Origin of the sequence: Methylocystis sp. (assembly GCF_051061225.1) — a bacterium.
Lineage (GTDB): Bacteria > Pseudomonadota > Alphaproteobacteria > Rhizobiales > Beijerinckiaceae > Methylocystis.
This window is the reverse complement of record NZ_JBPFEB010000068.1, coordinates 1-14578: the sequence shown is the minus strand read 5'-3', so window position 1 is coordinate 14578 and position 14578 is coordinate 1. Positions and strand designations below refer to the sequence as shown.

The 14578-nt window shown below is 61.6% G+C and carries 19 protein-coding genes and 1 tRNA gene; 9 read left to right on the top strand and 11 right to left on the bottom strand.

From position 1 onward, the window contains the following. Window position 1 precedes the first annotated feature (1 nt). Window positions 2-619, top strand: a complete 618-nt coding sequence (locus ACR652_RS12600) for a helix-turn-helix domain-containing protein (protein ID WP_434506832.1) — start codon at window positions 2-4, stop codon at window positions 617-619. A gap of 76 nt (window positions 620-695) precedes the next feature. Here the strand turns inward: ACR652_RS12600 and bfr are convergent, their stop codons facing one another. The 3 genes from bfr to ACR652_RS12585 all read right to left on the bottom strand — a co-directional run bounded on the left by bfr (window position 696) and on the right by ACR652_RS12585 (window position 2005). After that, window positions 696-1172 (bottom strand): bacterioferritin, encoded by a 477-nt coding sequence (bfr, locus tag ACR652_RS12595; protein ID WP_434507020.1) that lies wholly within the window; start codon window positions 1170-1172, stop codon window positions 696-698. Between the two features lie 25 nt (window positions 1173-1197). After that, complete coding sequence (locus ACR652_RS12590; protein ID WP_434506831.1) at window positions 1198-1434, bottom strand: (2Fe-2S)-binding protein; 237 nt, start codon at window positions 1432-1434, stop codon at window positions 1198-1200. A 232-nt stretch (window positions 1435-1666) separates the two neighbouring features. After that, on the bottom strand, window positions 1667-2005 hold the full coding sequence (locus tag ACR652_RS12585; RefSeq protein ID WP_434506830.1) for a hypothetical protein: 339 nt from the start codon (window positions 2003-2005) through the stop codon (window positions 1667-1669). Between the two features lie 115 nt (window positions 2006-2120). Between ACR652_RS12585 and glpK the strand changes: the two genes are divergently transcribed. Beyond that, window positions 2121-3617, top strand: a complete 1497-nt coding sequence (glpK, locus tag ACR652_RS12580) for a glycerol kinase GlpK (RefSeq protein WP_434506829.1) — start codon at window positions 2121-2123, stop codon at window positions 3615-3617. 22 nt (window positions 3618-3639) lie between these two features. Here the strand turns inward: glpK and ACR652_RS12575 are convergent, their stop codons facing one another. Both ACR652_RS12575 and ACR652_RS12570 read right to left on the bottom strand, forming a co-directional pair. Next, window positions 3640-3900, bottom strand: a complete 261-nt coding sequence (locus ACR652_RS12575; RefSeq protein WP_434506828.1) for an Imm74 family immunity protein — start codon at window positions 3898-3900, stop codon at window positions 3640-3642. Between the two features lie 3 nt (window positions 3901-3903). After that, window positions 3904-4776, bottom strand: coding sequence for an A/G-specific adenine glycosylase (locus ACR652_RS12570; protein ID WP_434506827.1), 873 nt, complete (start codon window positions 4774-4776; stop codon window positions 3904-3906). Window positions 4777-5023: 247 nt separating this feature from the next. Between ACR652_RS12570 and ACR652_RS12565 the strand changes: the two genes are divergently transcribed. The 4 genes from ACR652_RS12565 (at window position 5024) to ACR652_RS12550 (ending at window position 7230) form a co-directional block, all read left to right on the top strand. After that, window positions 5024-5533, top strand: coding sequence for a DUF721 domain-containing protein (locus tag ACR652_RS12565; RefSeq protein ID WP_434506826.1), 510 nt, complete (start codon window positions 5024-5026; stop codon window positions 5531-5533). A 93-nt stretch (window positions 5534-5626) separates the two neighbouring features. Continuing rightward, window positions 5627-5703, top strand: a tRNA-His gene (locus ACR652_RS12560). A 210-nt stretch (window positions 5704-5913) separates the two neighbouring features. Further along, window positions 5914-6963, top strand: a complete 1050-nt coding sequence (locus ACR652_RS12555; protein WP_434506825.1) for a fatty acid desaturase family protein — start codon at window positions 5914-5916, stop codon at window positions 6961-6963. Between the two features lie 48 nt (window positions 6964-7011). Further along, entirely contained in the window at window positions 7012-7230 is a 219-nt protein-coding gene (locus tag ACR652_RS12550) for a hypothetical protein (protein WP_434506824.1), read from the top strand. A 133-nt stretch (window positions 7231-7363) separates the two neighbouring features. Here the strand turns inward: ACR652_RS12550 and ACR652_RS12545 are convergent, their stop codons facing one another. Further along, window positions 7364-7942 carry a hypothetical protein gene (locus tag ACR652_RS12545; protein ID WP_434506823.1) on the bottom strand — a complete coding sequence of 193 codons (579 nt, stop codon included), beginning with the start codon at window positions 7940-7942 and terminating at the stop codon, window positions 7364-7366. A gap of 1564 nt (window positions 7943-9506) precedes the next feature. Here ACR652_RS12545 and ACR652_RS12540 point away from each other — a divergent pair. Beyond that, the gene (locus ACR652_RS12540; protein ID WP_434506822.1) at window positions 9507-10031 is read left to right on the top strand and encodes a L,D-transpeptidase; all 525 of its coding nucleotides are present in this window, start codon (window positions 9507-9509) and stop codon (window positions 10029-10031) included. Window positions 10032-10094: 63 nt separating this feature from the next. On the opposite strand, the gene ACR652_RS12535 is transcribed toward ACR652_RS12540, so the two are convergent. Both ACR652_RS12535 and ACR652_RS12530 read right to left on the bottom strand, forming a co-directional pair. Beyond that, on the bottom strand, window positions 10095-10529 hold the full coding sequence (locus ACR652_RS12535) for a hypothetical protein (protein ID WP_434506821.1): 435 nt from the start codon (window positions 10527-10529) through the stop codon (window positions 10095-10097). Between the two features lie 210 nt (window positions 10530-10739). Then, a complete protein-coding gene (locus tag ACR652_RS12530) occupies window positions 10740-11462 on the bottom strand; it encodes a LuxR C-terminal-related transcriptional regulator (RefSeq protein WP_434506820.1) in 723 nt (240 codons plus the stop codon). Window positions 11463-11503: 41 nt separating this feature from the next. Here ACR652_RS12530 and ACR652_RS12525 point away from each other — a divergent pair, with 41 nt between their 5' ends. Next, window positions 11504-11869 carry a hypothetical protein gene (locus ACR652_RS12525; RefSeq protein WP_434506819.1) on the top strand — a complete coding sequence of 122 codons (366 nt, stop codon included), beginning with the start codon at window positions 11504-11506 and terminating at the stop codon, window positions 11867-11869. 257 nt (window positions 11870-12126) lie between these two features. On the opposite strand, the gene ACR652_RS12520 is transcribed toward ACR652_RS12525, so the two are convergent. After that, window positions 12127-12567 carry a hypothetical protein gene (locus ACR652_RS12520; protein WP_434506818.1) on the bottom strand — a complete coding sequence of 147 codons (441 nt, stop codon included), beginning with the start codon at window positions 12565-12567 and terminating at the stop codon, window positions 12127-12129. Between the two features lie 269 nt (window positions 12568-12836). Here ACR652_RS12520 and ACR652_RS12515 point away from each other — a divergent pair, with 269 nt between their 5' ends. Then, window positions 12837-13355, top strand: a complete 519-nt coding sequence (locus ACR652_RS12515) for a L,D-transpeptidase (RefSeq protein ID WP_434506817.1) — start codon at window positions 12837-12839, stop codon at window positions 13353-13355. A 173-nt stretch (window positions 13356-13528) separates the two neighbouring features. Here the strand turns inward: ACR652_RS12515 and ACR652_RS12510 are convergent, their stop codons facing one another. Beyond that, a complete protein-coding gene (locus ACR652_RS12510) occupies window positions 13529-13738 on the bottom strand; it encodes a hypothetical protein (protein WP_434506816.1) in 210 nt (69 codons plus the stop codon). Window positions 13739-14449: 711 nt separating this feature from the next. Beyond that, window positions 14450-14578, bottom strand: coding sequence for an integrase core domain-containing protein (locus tag ACR652_RS12505; RefSeq protein ID WP_434507019.1), 129 nt, complete (start codon window positions 14576-14578; stop codon window positions 14450-14452).

The following is a 14578-nucleotide window of genomic DNA, read 5'->3' as shown; positions in this document are numbered from 1 at the left end:
AATGGGCGTCGAGGGCAAGGAAAAGCACAAGATTCTGGAGGCCGGCGCGCTTGCGCTGTCGGGGCAGCTCGGCGCGACCATCCAGCGGTTGCGCAAGGCCTATAATCTGTCGCTCTCGGAACTCTCGCTGCAATCGGGCGTCGCCAAGTCGATCATCAGCCAGATCGAGCGCAACGAGACCAATCCGACGCTCGCCACCATCTGGCGCCTCGCTCAGGCGCTCGACGTCTCCATCGAGCGCGTGTTGCAGACGACCGAGGACGAGTCGTTCCTGGAGAAGACGAGCAAGGCCGACACGCCGATTCTTCTGTCGGACGACGGCAAATGCCGGCTCGCCATCATCGGCTGGATCAAGACCGTGGAATGGCTTCAGGCCTATGAGCTCTCGGCCGATCCCGGGGGCGTTCTGGAGTCGGAAGCGCATCAGCGCGGCTCGGTCGAGAGCCTGTCGGTGCGCGAGGGGGAGCTGGAGGTGGAGGTCGCGGGCGTCAAGGAGACGGTGAAGGCCGGCGAGACGCTGCGCTATCGCTGCGACCGGCCGCACACGATCCGCAATTGCGGCAAGGCGCAGGCGCAGGCGACGATGATCTGCATGCTCAAGGCGGCGGTGATGGAGTAGGCTGGCGGGCTCCCCTCGAGGGGAGCCGCGCCGCGAAAACCGGAGCCTGAGTGCCGGGCTTGCGCCTATGCGAGGCTCAGGACAGCCCGCCCATGTGCTTCTGGGCGTAGAGCTGCACGCCAAGCTGCTTGATCAGCTCCTGCTGAGTCTCGAGGAAGTCGATATGGCCTTCCTCGCTCTTGATGATGCTTTCGAAGAGCTCCATCGACACGCGGTCGTTGACCGAGTCGCAATAGACCGCCGCCTCGATATACATGTTGCGGGCGTCGATCTCGGTGGAGAGGTCGCAGGCGATGATCTCCTCGACCGTCTGGCCGATGCGCAGCGGATCGAGCACCTGCATGTTGGGGAAGCCTTCGAGGAAAAGGATGCGCTTGGTGAAATGATCCGCATGGATCATTTCCTCGATGGATTCCTTGCGCCATTTCTCGGCGAGTTCGAGAAAGCCCCAGTTGTCGAAAATGCGATAATGCAACCAGTACTGGTTGACCGCCGTCAGTTCGGCGCGCAGCCCGCGATTGAGATATTCAATGACTTTCGCGTCGCCGCGCATGTGCAATTCCTTTCCATCGTCGAGATCATGCCGCCAGCCCGTCGGAACGGCAGCTGTCACATTCGCCTGTTCCTCCGCATTCGTCCAGTCTTGGGGCCTGATGCTGATCGACGATGGCCACGATGCTGCGCACGCAGCGGCCGCATTTCGCCTCGCAGCCCATGCTGCGGAAAACGGAAGCCACCGAGGGGCGATCGGGCCGCGAGCCGAGCGTTTCACGCACATCGCGGTCGGAGAGGACGTTACACGAACAGACGATCATCGCTTCGCCTAGTTTGGAAAGATTGCAAACTACCTTTTACATCAGTAGGTTACAAACTTTCCTCGTTTTTGCAACCCGCTCCTGTCGGTTTTCCGACACTGGCGCGGGCGCCGACAAGCTCGACGCAAGGCGCGTGCCGACGATTGAAATTTTGGAACTCTTCCACGCAGGGCAATCTGGTCGGGGGCAAAAAAGCGCCGCGACGCGAAACGCGCCGCGGCGGCCGCGCTGATCACCAGCCAGACCCCCAGCCGCCCCAGGAGTGGCGATGGCCCCAGGGCCGGCGCCAGCCATAACCATAGCCATAGCCACGCGGCGCATAGGGACGGTAGCCGTAGCCATAACCGCCGCCATAGCCGCCATAGCCGCCATAGCCGCCGTAACCGCCATAGCCGCCGCCCCAGCCGGGGGCGCAGCCCCAGGGGCCGCAGCCGGCCTTTTCAATCGCTTGCGCCTGTTTCGCCGCGACCGGGCGGTCGAGGCCGGGCAGGGCGCGGGCCGGGGTCAACGCAAGGACCGCCCCGCCGGCGGCGATGAGGGCGGCAAGCGTTTTGACGGTCGAGGATTTCATGGCGCATTCTCCGTTCGCCGGAAGGGCTCCGTCTTTCCGGCGATCATGAGAGTGACACGGCCGCCTTGAACGGAGCCTGAAGCGGTTGTTCATCTCCTGTCTAGGAAAGGCCGTCATGCCGCGATTCATCGGCGCCATCGATCAGGGAACGACGAGCACGCGCTTCATTGTCGTCGACGAAGCGGGCGAGATTCACGCGATCGGACAGAAAGAGCACGCGCAGATCTATCCGCGCCCCGGCTGGGTGGAGCATGACGCGGCCGAGATTCTCGGACATGCGCGCGCCGCGATCGGAGCGGCTCTGCATGGCGCCGGCCTCGCCCCCGCCGATCTCGCGGCCGTCGGGGTCACGAATCAGCGCGAAACCATTGTCCTGTGGGACCGCGGCACCGGCGCGCCGCTCCACAATGCGATCGTCTGGATGGATATGCGCACCCAGGCGGAAGCCGATCGGCTCGCGGCGGAAGGGCGCGGCGACGAGCTGCGGGCGCGCACCGGCCTGCCGCCCGCCGCCTATTTCTCGGCGCTGAAGATCGCCTGGCTGCTCGACGCCGTCCCCGGCGCGCGCGCCAGGGCCGAGCGCGGCGAGGCCCTCGCCGGGACGATGGATAGCTGGCTGATCTGGAATCTGACCGGCGGTCCCGCCGGCGGGCGTCACGTCACCGACGCAACCAACGCGTCCCGGACCCAGCTCATGAATTTGCGGATGCTCGATTGGGACCCCGCGCTTCTGGCCCTCTTCGGCGTTCCCCGCGCCTGCCTGCCGGAGATCGTCTCGTCGAGCGAGGTGTACGGACGCTGCGTCGATCCGCTCGCCGGGGTTCCGCTCGCCGGCGCGCTCGGGGATCAGCATGCGGCGCTGCTCGGCCAGGCCTGCCTGCGCGAGGGCGATGTCAAGAACACTTACGGCACCGGATGCTTCCTGCTGATGAACACCGGCGAGACGCCGCATGTCTCGAACGCCGGCCTGCTGACGACGCTGGGCTACAAGCTCGGGACCGCAAGGCCGGTCTATGCGCTCGAAGGCTCCATCGCCATCGCCGGGGCGCTGGTGCAATGGCTGCGGGACAATCTCGGGATCATCCAGGAGAGCCGCGACATCGAGGCCCTGGCGCAGAGCGTTCCCGACAATGGCGACGTCTATTTCGTTCCGGCCTTCTCGGGCCTTTACGCGCCGCGCTGGCGGGGCGACGCACGCGGGATCATCGCCGGGCTCACGCGCTTTTCCAACAAGGGCCATATCGCCCGCGCGGCGCTGGAGGCGGCGGCCTATCAGACGCGGGACGTCATCGCCGCCATGGCCGCCGACAGCGGCGCCGTCCCCGGCGAGCTGAAGGTCGACGGCGGCATGGCCGCCAACGATCTGCTGATGCAGTTTCAGGCCGATCTTCTCGACGCGCCGGTGGTGCGGCCGCGCCATCTCGAAACGACGGCGCTCGGCGCCGCCTATGCGGCGGGGCTCGGCGTCGGTTTCTTTGCGGGCGTGGAGGAGATCGCCGCCCATTGGCGCGCGGCGCGCCGCTTCGCGCCCCACATGGACGCGCGCGAACGGGCCAGACTCATCGCATCATGGGAGAAGGCGGTCGGGAAATCGCTCGGCTGGGCCGTCTGAGCAGCGGGACGGGCGGCGTCCCTCAGTCGAAATCCACCGAAAGCCCGTGCTTCGCCATCTCCTTTTCGACGGCGTCGAGAATGCCCTGCAACTCGTCTATGCCGATTTCCCTGTCCTGATCGGGCGCGTCCCAGTGATCGAGGTTGTCGAGCCGCACGACGAAATCCGTGGTCTCGTCCGAGTCGCCGTCCGGCGCCTCGGCGTGGATGGTCAGCGTGCGGCCGTCGTGGCGCACACGGATCGCGCCCTCCGTCATCTCCACCTTGAATTTCGGCCGCGCCATCGCTCAATCCCCTTCGATCAGCCCCGCCCGCGCCGCCGCCTTGCGCATAAGCGTGGGCAGCCCTTCCTTATCGAGATTGCCGCGCGCCGCCCAGCGGCAATCGGGGCCGGTCGGCTCGGTCCGCCGGGTCCGCGCCACGAAGACCGTCGCCTGAAGCGCGAAATGGGTGAAGACATGAACGACAGGTTCGGGCAGGGCGCGCCAGCCGGCCGCGCAGGGCGCGAAATCGAGCCAGTCCTCTGGCGCCGTGTCGCGGGTCAGGGGAGTCGCCGGAAAGGCCGTCATGCCGCCGAACAGACCTTTCTGCGGGCGGCGCGTCACCATCGCCGCCTCGCCGCGCCGCAGGATGAAAATGGCGCCGCGGCGTTTCGGCTTCGCGGCCTTCTTCTCCTTGACCGGATAGGCTCCGGCGGCGTCCGCGGCGCGGGCGGCGCAGTCTTGCGCCAGGGGGCAGGCGCCGCAGGCGGGCGCGCGCGGCGTGCAGACGGTCGCGCCGAGATCCATCAGCGCCTGCGCGTAATCTCCGGCCCGGTCGGCGGGGAGCATCTCCTCGGTCTTCCGGCGAATGAGCGGCTTCGCCGCGCGCACTGGCGCGGCGATGGCGTGGAGGCGGGTCATCACGCGCTCGACATTGCCGTCCACGGCGGCGCAGGGACGGTTGAAGGCGATCGCCGCGACGGCGGCGGCCGTATAGGGTCCGACGCCCGGCAGCCGCAACAGCGCCTCTTCGCTGTCGGGAAAACGCCCGTCGTGATCGCCCGCGACCCGCACCGCGCAGGCGTGCAGATTGCGCGCGCGGGCGTAATAGCCGAGCCCGGCCCAGGCGGCGAGCGCCTCGTCGACGGCGCGCCGGCAAGCGCCTCGACCGTCGGCCAACGGGCGAGGAACTGCGTGAAACGGTCCTTGACGGCGGCGACGGTCGTCTGTTGCAGCATGATTTCCGAGAGCCAGACGGCGTAAGGGTCGGCCCGCTCTCCCGGCCGCGCGCGCCAGGGAAGGTCGCGGCGGTTCGCGTCGTACCAGGCGAGAAGCGCGGCGGCGCGCTTTCGCGGGGAGCGGGGAGGCTTTATCATCCCGGCAGGATTAGGGGGCGCGCGGGCGCTTGCGCAAGGGAGAGGGGAGCATGAGCGTCGCGCCGCGTGGAAAAGGACGCATCGGCCGCCCGCTCGCCGAGATCGTGCTGAAGCAGCTCGACCCGCTGGTCGCCCGGCAGGGGTTCGGCGAGGCGTCGCTGCTGCTGCGATGGCCCGAGATCGTCGGCGCGCGCGTCGCGGGCGTCTGCGCGCCGGAGCGACTGCAATGGCCGGCCCGCGCCAGAAACGCCCCGCCGGACCGCGCCCGGGAGCCCGCGACGCTCATCTTGCGCGTGGAGCCGGGCTTCGGACTCGAGGTTCAGCACATGGCGCCGGCGATCCTCGAGCGGGTGAACGCGCATCTCGGCTGGCGCTGCGTGGCCCGTCTGACGCTGCGTCAGCAGGCGTTGGCGGCCGCCCCCGGACCCAGCCCGCCACGCCGCGCGCCCACCGATCCCGCCGCCCGGGCGCGGGCGCAATCCGCGACGGACGGCGTGGAGGACGCGGCGCTGCGGGCGGCGCTGATCCGGCTCGGCGAAAGGGCGCTGGCGCGCCGCTGACGCCTCTGCGCTTCGCCTGTGCGCGCCGCGCGGCTAGGCTGATCAGGACGCTTGCATTCCTGAGCGCTTGCGAATAGTTTCGCGCCGCGTCGGGCCGCCATAGCTCAGTTGGTTAGAGCACCAGATTGTGGATCTGGGGGTCCCCCGTTCGAGCCGGGGTGGCGGTACCATTTTTTCCCACAACTTCCGATATATTGACGCGCATTGGCATGCACCGGTGTGCAACCGGGAGGCGTAGGCGCGGCTATTCGCGCGAAGCATGAAGCGCGAGCGGGGCTGCGTGGTTACAAGCCCGGAAGGGCATACGGCTGAATGCATCTCAACTTCGTCGCCGGGAGACTGTCCTTCGAGCCCGGAACGAAGCAATATGAAAGGAGGCGATGTTTCCGAAACCTAAAGGTCGAGCTGTGCGGATTGATGTTGAAATTGACCCGGTCGCTCCGGGACTTGCAGCGCTGAATCGACAGGAAGCGCCTTATCGCGCCAATGTTTGGCTAACAGCGTTAGCACTGACAGGAGCATTCTTTCAGATCATCGTTGTTCCGATCTTCTTTCTGCCGCAGGCGCCTGGGCTCGCGACCCTTGTGGTCGTAATGCTTTCTTTCGGAGCCCCGATGAGCCGTGCGCTCCTCCATGAGGCGATCCATCGCCGCCTCGCACGCTCGAGCTTCTGGAACGATCGCCTCGGCCGCGCGCTCGCCATCATCTACGGCATCGCTTTTGATGTGATGCGCTTTGGGCATTCGGCGCATCACCGCTTTCCCAGACATGCCTTTGATCGCGCCGATATCATCGCTGTCGGCGAGAAGCGCATCGTGGCCTGCCTTCATTATTACTGCGGGCTCCTCGGATGGTTCTATGTGCGTGAGATCCTGGCGGGGTCGATAGTCCTGCTTCCCCGCAGAGCAATTGAACTTTTAACCGACCGCGCATTGAGGACTGACGACACCCTCAGGGTCCTCGTCAGCGCGATACGTCAAAGCCTCGACCGAAGCCTTCAGAGATGCCGGCTGGATCTGGCGCTTGCCGCCTTGCTCTACGGCGGAGCGTTTTATCTTTACGGCGCATGCTGGCCTATCCTCCTCACGGGGATCGTCGTGCGCGCGCTCATTACGTCGCTGCTGGACAACGTCGCACATTACGGCACGCCCGGAGAAACTGGCGCGGCTGCGCATAATTTATGGGCCTCTCATTGGCTCAGTCTCTACGTCCTGAACGGGAATTTGCATGGCGTTCATCACGATCGACCTGAAGTGCCGTGGAATCTCCTGCCCCAGATGCACCGACAGACCCACAAGGGTTACGCCGGTGGTTACATGGCCTTTTTGGTTATGCAGTTCCTCGGGCCACGGGTTTCCTTTCCTCTTGGAACGCGCTCAACCGGCGCAAAACAAGAAAACCTCATCTCTACGACTCGCCCCATCACTTGAGCGCTGAACTCAGAGCAAGACCTGGGCGACAGCCGGAAGGGGAACGGGATGATGGATCGACAGGAACAGATGCTCGTCGACGCCCTGGTCAAGGTCGACGACCTTGGCGACATCGCGCCGGCCGAGGTGCAGGATCCGATGACCATGGTGCTGCGTCACCGGGCGCTCCTCGCGGATCTGATGCGCTGGAACGATTATCTGGGCAGTTACTTTCTGACCGGAACGGGTCGCCGCCGCATCGCGGCGCGCCATCGCGCCCAAAGCTAAGGTCGTCCCATTCGGAAGCGCGTGGAGGGAAAAGACAAGTCCAGAAGGGCTTGACCGCCTCGACCTGGTCATGAGGAAAAGCGAAGCCGGCGCCCCGCTGCTCCCTAAGAACGCCAAAAAAGGCGACCGATTATTATTGCCCTTTACCTCGTGGCTCAGATCCCTCGTGCGACATGCCCTCGCCGAGTTCGGGATGCGAAAACGGCTTCCATCCAAGTCCACCTCGGCAATTCGCCGCACTATCGATTGGCACGTCCTTCCCGTCGCAATACCAAGCATTCAGGGTGAAGTCCGTGAACTGTTTTGCCGGGCCCGACTGGTTCGGCATCAGTACGAAATACTGTCCATTGCACGTGCTGGCCGTGGACGGGAGGTCGCCAAGTTGCGTCGAGAGACGGCAGGTAGCGGACTCGGAGTAGCTGCCAGGCCCGATACAGGCATCGTAGTCGTAGTGAAAAAGAAGAGTGATATCTTTATCTTTGCAGAGCATCGCGTTTGCAGCGCCAAGGCGACCTTGGGGTTGCCCCGGGGGCTCCTGAGCCTCGAAGATCGCCAACGGCACACATGTGTTAGGCGCGGGGAGCTTCGCCCCTTTTGCGACGAGAGGCGCGCCGCCGGTCTTGTACTGAAAGCATATATCGGCCTTCGCGCCAAGCGACGCGGCCAAGACCAATCCCAGCGCCAAAATGACCGGTGGATTTTTGACAAGCATCTCAACCCTCCACTGCCTTTTTCCTGAAATTGAGTTGGCTAACATCGATCCGGCGCTGTCGCGCGATATCTTGAAATTAGGTGCCAGCCGAACACCCGCCAGATAGCGAGCGCTTCGGATGTAAACTTGATCCAATATGGAGCTTCGACAAGCCCCCTGATGGCAATTCGGTTGCTCTCCGCTTGGCAGACGCCGTCAAAATGCAAAGTCGCATAGGGTCGCCGCGCGAGCCTCTACTCTTGCGGCGGAGCCAACACAAGAAGAGCAAGCTGAAGCACAGTGGCGACCAGGAGCACAACAGACCAGTCACGTCAGCGATCAGATGCCCGAGCACGCTCCCGTCGACGATGGCTGAAGGCAAAGATCTGCCTATCGGATATGCAAATAAAAGACGATCGGTGTGAACTGAACGGCAGCTTCTTCGCGACCTTGTCTAAGCTGCTGGACCGCTATTGCCCCATGCCAGCCGCACACACAAGGCAAAGTGGCGACGCCTGCCCGAAGCCGCACGTTCCTTGCTTCTCCGGGGGGCGTCCACAGATGACCCTAGGTCGAACCAGCACTCGTAATCCCAGCTACTTTCATCCGATCTTGGCATTCTCGGGGAAATGTGCCAGCTTTCGCCGTGATTGGATGTGTTAGAGAGTAAGGATCGTAGGCGCCAAAAAGAGGCCATCCATTTGCATCGAAGAAACCTGGGAAGGAGTTTAAATCCGATTGGTAAGATCCCTCGTCGAAACTCGCCGTTCCGCTTGCCTAGGCTTTGAGATTAGGCCGCTGACGTAGCTCAGCGGTTGACAGCTCGAGCACCGAAACGAATTGTCCAGCGGCCCATAGAGCACCCATCGGCGTTTGTTGCAGCCTTGGCACTCCCAAAAGGGCGACCAGCCGCCAAAGTTGAAGTGACGTAGAATGATAGGAACGTTTGCGTCATCTTCACCGACCTGGCTGCTGCGTCGAACTCCTGCGGGTCGAAAACGAGCCAGAGGGAATCCGCAACGGCCCGGCTATCTGACTTGTCGGCATAACAGTAGACAGTTCGGCCTAACCATGTTGACTTCGTTAACGCCTCTGGACGAAGCGCGCCGCACTTATAGAGCTGCCTCATGTCAAGCCGCATAAACGTGTCGGCTCTCACCTTCCGAGGGATACTAAGAGACATTGCGACCTCCGCATTCGAAGCCGCAATTCGAACATGTGGAAGCGTTCAGCATAAGTATATGGATGAGGAGGTGAGCTTCGACAGGCTAATCCGGGCAGACCTACACTGGCGCGAGATGTGGCGAATGACGCACGTGTAGCTCCGGAGTAGCCTGTTGACGAGCGTCAGATGGAATGCTCGTCAGCGACCGTTGAAGCGAGAAAATCCACTCAGGTTTGCGGTCGTTGCCCTCAACCTTGCCAGGCAAAAATGCCGTCGATGTTGTTTCAGCGCCGCGTTTTCCCTGGTGGCGCCTTGGAACACTATGCGCCTTAACGCATTATCAAGCGTGTAGGAATGAGCCGCACACGCGGCCCCCTGCTTGTTGTCGTAAACCGCGCGCCGCGGCAGTAGGAGGCGACCATGAATATAACCAGAAGCTTCCCGGCGATTCTGCTCGCGGCATTCGGGCTGAACCAGCCCGCCAGTGCCCGCGTTCACATCCACGTCGATCTTGCAACCCAGACCATGTATGTCTCGTCTGCGGAAGGGAGCTACACCTGGCCCGTCTCGACGGCCCGGGCGGGGTATGTGACGCCGCGCGGCAATTTCTCCGCGACGGGGCTGCAGCGGATGCATTACTCGCGCAAATACGACATGTCGCCAATGCCGCATTCGATCTTCTTCCATGGCGGATACGCAATCCACGGATCTTACGCGACCGGATCGCTCGGGCGACCGGCCTCGCACGGCTGCGTGAGGCTCGCACCGGGAAATGCGGCGACGCTCTACCACATGGTTCAGGCCGAGGGCGCCAGCATTTCGATCACCGGCTCGAGGCCGGGACATACAGGTCACTACGCGAGCAGTAAATACCTCTTTCATACGAGCTACACGCCCCGGCGCGAACGATATCTGGATCCGTTTTCTGCTTTGTTCGGGGATTGAGGGGCCGCTCGGAGTGCAGTCAAACTGCTCTGACCTTGTGGAACCTTGCCCAAGAGGAACGCATCAATGCTTTGTTTCGACGTCTGGAATATCACGAAGCGAGTAGCTGCTTAGCAGCTCTGATTTGAGCTTGACCGGCGAGCCGAAGAAAGCCCGAACCTCAGACGGAACGACGGCCAGTTTTTCATTCAGGAGCCGAATCACAAGGTCGACGCTATCCTCGATGTCAAGCCCGGGTCGTTCTTGCCAGTCTATGCGCAAGCATTTGAATAGCAGGGCAAGCTCGGCTTGCTTTGCTGCGTGACTGGCTGGACCAAGCAAAGCTTCCTCGGTGGCGACGTTCAAAGCCCGGGCGAGGGCGTCCAAGGGCGCCTCCCCCTTGCGCCAGCATCCCACGTAATAAGCTAAAATGGCGCACTTGGCTGCGCGCCATTGGCGGTCAATCTCGCGCCGATCCTTTTCAGCGCTGATTTGACAGACTATGCTATGAAGCTTCATTGCGTCGGCTCCGACGCGCTCCAAACCGAAATAAGCCTGGCTATTATCAATACTTCACCGAAGGAAGCACAGTTGCCAGAAAGGTTATGTCCTTTTTCTACGAGCTAGCCGTTTTGGGGCCTTGCGCCGAGGCGCGCTTCTGTGTCCTTGCCTGTCCCCCATGCGAAGTTTCAGGCAGTTTTTGCAGCCCTGATAGAGTTAGGGCCCGGGTCATGACGATAGCGACTCTCGAATAATTCCGGAAATCTTGGACACTGCCTCGGTTCGGTTTCGAACCCCCAGCTTTCGCATGACACTGCGGATATGCACCTTCACAGAGTCTTCGCTAATGTTGAGCTCCTGAGCTATTGATTTGTTAGATTTGCCCTTCAGCAACGCTTGCACGACGTCGTCTTCGCGCCCGGTGAATTTGGTGGCTGCGTAGCCGCAGTCAGTCACTGAGACGACGTCATCTCGCGCTTCGGTCATGACGACATTTGCCGGAATAAAGGAGGCTCCGGCCATAACAAGCTTGATAGCCTCTGTCGCTAGCTCAAGCGGCGTAGCGCTCGGGAGATATCCCTTCGCGCCGTAGCTCAGAACATTGAGGATCTGAGCAGCGTCCTGCTCATCCGAAAAGACGATTACCGGAATTTCTCCGGCGTTCTCGCACGTTTCTTTTACTATCCTGGACAGATCGTTGTTATTCCGCACATTTTGCTTGCCGAGAATGATGACGCCGCCGACCGACTCGGCTCGGTCGTTTTTCCAACTCTCCAGATTTGGATAAATAAGGACTGGATAAGTTAGCCTTCGTTGCAGGCTAATCGCCAAACATTCGCGGATTAGCGCTCTTGCTTCAATTATAATGATCGACGGCGGATGAATCTCTGAACGGGTTCCCAGGTCTGCTTTTTCAAGCGAACGACCCTGTTCTAACGACTCTGTGATCATGGAACCCCTCTCATCAGCAGGCATCTCGAAAATTACCGAGAGTGTTTCAAGCAAACATTGAGGCGGCACTTAAACTTTTATCGGTTCGTGCAATCCGGCTGCCGATGATGGACACCTATGCTGCCAAGGCGAACCTAACAAGTCGGAAAAGCCTGCTTGATCAGCGGAAGCGCGGCACGACTTCGCTGCTTGCCTTTGCGCCAAAGCCATCGCTCGCATGGCTGCACATTGGGGTGGGACAGACCACCTCGCTGAAGACAAGCCCTCGTCATCTGCAAAGAGGGCAGCGACGCGAACGTGGCCTTAAACGCGGCGCTGGAGCGCTTCAAGAACTGCTTTTGGGCGGGAAGGGCTTAAAGCTTCGCGATCCGGTTGCCGAAAAGGAAAGCTGCCGCTATCTGGGGTGACTGCGACCGAAAGCGCCAAATGTCGCCAAAGCGGAAGTGGACCAAGTTTGACATCTCAGTGATTGGCGATGGCGCGCTGATAGTCCTCGATCCAGAGAAGTTGCGTTTCGAGGACCGAAAACAGCGCGTCACTCAATGAGGAATGAGTTCCGATCAGCTAACAAAACACCCCTTACGCCGCCGGGCGGCATAAGGGGCAAACTCCTGCATTCTCTGAATGGCCGCAGGCGGCGGCGGGCTACGTCTCGACTTAACGTTCAGACCCCGCGGCCGGGCGCCTCGGGGCTTGATATTTTCGCTATGAACCCCGACAGGTAAGGCATCGCGGCCGTCATCTTCGCGACGCCTTCCTTACCAACCAAAGATTCTGCGTAAGCAAAAACTTCCTTCAAAAGCGCTTGCGCTTGTTTCTCGCTGAGACCAAGGTTGCCCAATTTTCCGCTGAGTATGTTCATATCCGTCTGGCCGAATCCAAATAAGCCCTTCACCATCCCAATCGCCGCAGTCACGCCAGCGTCGGATGCAGCGGCGGCGGCCGCGATGGCTTGATTGGCGTCAGGTATTTTGTCAGTGAGCTCTGCAACGTAGCTTGCGGGCGCGTGGTCACGTATAAACTGGAGCACATGTCCGATTGCCGGCAGGGCGGCTGTCTCGTCCAATCCCGTAGCATCGCAGACGCGCGTTAACAGTTCTTTCATCGCTTTTCTCCGTAGCTGAGGCCGCGTCGCAGTTGAACTGTCGCATGTTTGCGCAAATGCAAGCTGAGCATTTCGCAGTCAAAGGGGCCCGACGGCAGCCTGCGCCTGTCGGTGATCGCCGCTCTACTTGACGGGGCGGCTCTTGTTTGGAGTGCAGCGTTGCGCCGCCGCTCTGAGATGAGTCGCCGCTGCGTGCGGCGACGCACGTCGGTCCGGATAGATTCCGGCTACCTTCCTCTCATCGAACACACGGTTCCTGGGAGAGAGCAATGAGCATTCGCAATATCGTGACCGGCGCAGCTGCTGCCGTAATCCTGGGTCTCCTAGCGGCCGCTTCTACGACGCCCGCCTCTGCCGCCATCTCCTCGGAGCACACCAAGCCACACCGCATGGTTCTCTTCGAGAACGTCGCTCCCGGCACGATCGTTGCCAGCGTCTCCCAGCGCCGCCTTTTCCTCGTACAGACTGACGGCGCCACGATCAGTTACCCGGTCGCTGTGCCGAAGCACGGAAAGGAGTGGTTCGGCATCACCTCGATCAGCGAGATGTTCATCAATCCCGACTGGACGCCCCCGGCCGAGGTCCGCGCTGATCACCCCGAGTTGCCTGATATGATTCCCGGCGGCGAGCCTAGCAATCCGATGGGAACCCGAGCAATGCTGCTTGACGGCGATCAGGTCGCAATTCATGGCACAACCAACGAAATGCGCGCCTCGATTGGGAAGGCCGCCTCTTATGGCTGCATCCGGAGCGCAACGAGGACGTCTCCGACCTGTTCGATCGGGTGAGCATAGGGGCGACCGTCATCCTGGAGCCGTGACATTGATCCCATCACCGACAGGCCTTTTCGGCCATAACGGTCGAACAACAGGGTTCCGAAACACAAACGCCCCGCGCCTTCACCCGGCGTGGGGCGCATTCGCATTGTCGGCAGCCCACTACCGACGATAGCCGAAACGACTCAGTGTTTCGTCACGATAAAAAAGCCCTGGTCTTGAAGGTCTTCAGTGAGCGCCCCTGCTGCGAGGTAGTCCACGGCAAAGCGTCGGTCTAGCCACAGCCACTCGTCGAAGTTCAGCTTCTCCCGGACGAAACGTTGGGCAGCTTCAGTAAGGGGCTCGAACAACCATACGCACGCCTGATCAGTGACGACAAAGTCCTGCGTTCTCATGGCTTTCCCCTTCCTTTTTGGTTTTCCTCCTTCAGGGTGAGGTGTCGTTTCGCTTTTGCGGTCGACTTGCGCAGGATAAAGTAACTGTAAAGCTTGGCAATCGCGCATTTTGCCGCATTAGACAGGCTGCCGGCCGGGAGGCTGCTGTGGCTACCTGGCGCCAAGGGCTCCATCAATGCTGGGAGCGATCTTCTGCTGAGGTATCGGAAGCCTTATTGGATGGCGACCAGCGCCACTTTCTTTCCGACTGCGAGCAAAGCGGCGTCAAAGTCCCACCGCTTCGTCGTGTGTCAGAGCACCGATAAGCCGCGCTGGTTTGTCGGACCTAAGCAGTCGGACACAGAACCTCTCATCCCTGTTTATTTGAGAGACCAACCCCATAATAACGCGCCATCCCCGATCGCAAATGCAACGGCGGTCCCCAGTAATGGGAGGCGGAAATGCAATCCCCGAAACTTCTCGCGTTGATCCTGGCGCTTTGGGTATCGCCCGCAGCTAACACTCAGGCTCAATTCCAGTTCAATCCTACGGTTCTAGTTCCGCCGGCGCGATACCAACTTCCGTACGGGGGCGTAATCGTCATTCCTCCCCGATGGGGGGCAGTCCCTTGGGCGCCCCCTGTCTACATGTTTCGTTACAAACCCTTTATCGAAGACAATTACTGACGCAATCTGTCCCCAGTAGCATTGAGGGGCTAGATGTCACTTCTGATCAGGTTGTTCCGAGGAGCGCCTGAGCGGGCGGTCGTCGGTTGATGGCCGAATGCGGCCTGCGGTCGTTATACCACGCGAGCCATCGGTTGAGATCGGCGGCGCGCGTAGCGGACGATTTGAAGGGGAT

What these genes read in the sequence shown, in the direction of transcription:
- ACR652_RS12520 (WP_434506818.1), bottom strand. Translation starts at nt 12,567, where the DNA reads ATGAAAGAACTGTTAACGCGCGTCTGCGATGCTACGGGATTGGACGAG.
- ACR652_RS12555 (WP_434506825.1), top strand. Translation starts at nt 5,914, where the DNA reads ATGTTTCCGAAACCTAAAGGTCGAGCTGTGCGGATTGATGTTGAAATT.
- ACR652_RS12565 (WP_434506826.1), top strand. Translation starts at nt 5,024, where the DNA reads ATGAGCGTCGCGCCGCGTGGAAAAGGACGCATCGGCCGCCCGCTCGCC.
- bfr (WP_434507020.1), bottom strand. Translation starts at nt 1,172, where the DNA reads ATGCGCGGCGACGCGAAAGTCATTGAATATCTCAATCGCGGGCTGCGC.
- ACR652_RS12515 (WP_434506817.1), top strand. Translation starts at nt 12,837, where the DNA reads ATGAGCATTCGCAATATCGTGACCGGCGCAGCTGCTGCCGTAATCCTG.
- ACR652_RS12600 (WP_434506832.1), top strand. Translation starts at nt 2, where the DNA reads ATGGGCGTCGAGGGCAAGGAAAAGCACAAGATTCTGGAGGCCGGCGCG.
- glpK (WP_434506829.1), top strand. Translation starts at nt 2,121, where the DNA reads ATGCCGCGATTCATCGGCGCCATCGATCAGGGAACGACGAGCACGCGC.
- ACR652_RS12585 (WP_434506830.1), bottom strand. Translation starts at nt 2,005, where the DNA reads ATGAAATCCTCGACCGTCAAAACGCTTGCCGCCCTCATCGCCGCCGGC.
- ACR652_RS12575 (WP_434506828.1), bottom strand. Translation starts at nt 3,900, where the DNA reads ATGGCGCGGCCGAAATTCAAGGTGGAGATGACGGAGGGCGCGATCCGT.
- ACR652_RS12510 (WP_434506816.1), bottom strand. Translation starts at nt 13,738, where the DNA reads ATGAGAACGCAGGACTTTGTCGTCACTGATCAGGCGTGCGTATGGTTG.
- ACR652_RS12540 (WP_434506822.1), top strand. Translation starts at nt 9,507, where the DNA reads ATGAATATAACCAGAAGCTTCCCGGCGATTCTGCTCGCGGCATTCGGG.
- ACR652_RS12530 (WP_434506820.1), bottom strand. Translation starts at nt 11,462, where the DNA reads ATGATCACAGAGTCGTTAGAACAGGGTCGTTCGCTTGAAAAAGCAGAC.
- ACR652_RS12590 (WP_434506831.1), bottom strand. Translation starts at nt 1,434, where the DNA reads ATGATCGTCTGTTCGTGTAACGTCCTCTCCGACCGCGATGTGCGTGAA.
- ACR652_RS12545 (WP_434506823.1), bottom strand. Translation starts at nt 7,942, where the DNA reads ATGCTTGTCAAAAATCCACCGGTCATTTTGGCGCTGGGATTGGTCTTG.
- ACR652_RS12535 (WP_434506821.1), bottom strand. Translation starts at nt 10,529, where the DNA reads ATGAAGCTTCATAGCATAGTCTGTCAAATCAGCGCTGAAAAGGATCGG.
- ACR652_RS12550 (WP_434506824.1), top strand. Translation starts at nt 7,012, where the DNA reads ATGATGGATCGACAGGAACAGATGCTCGTCGACGCCCTGGTCAAGGTC.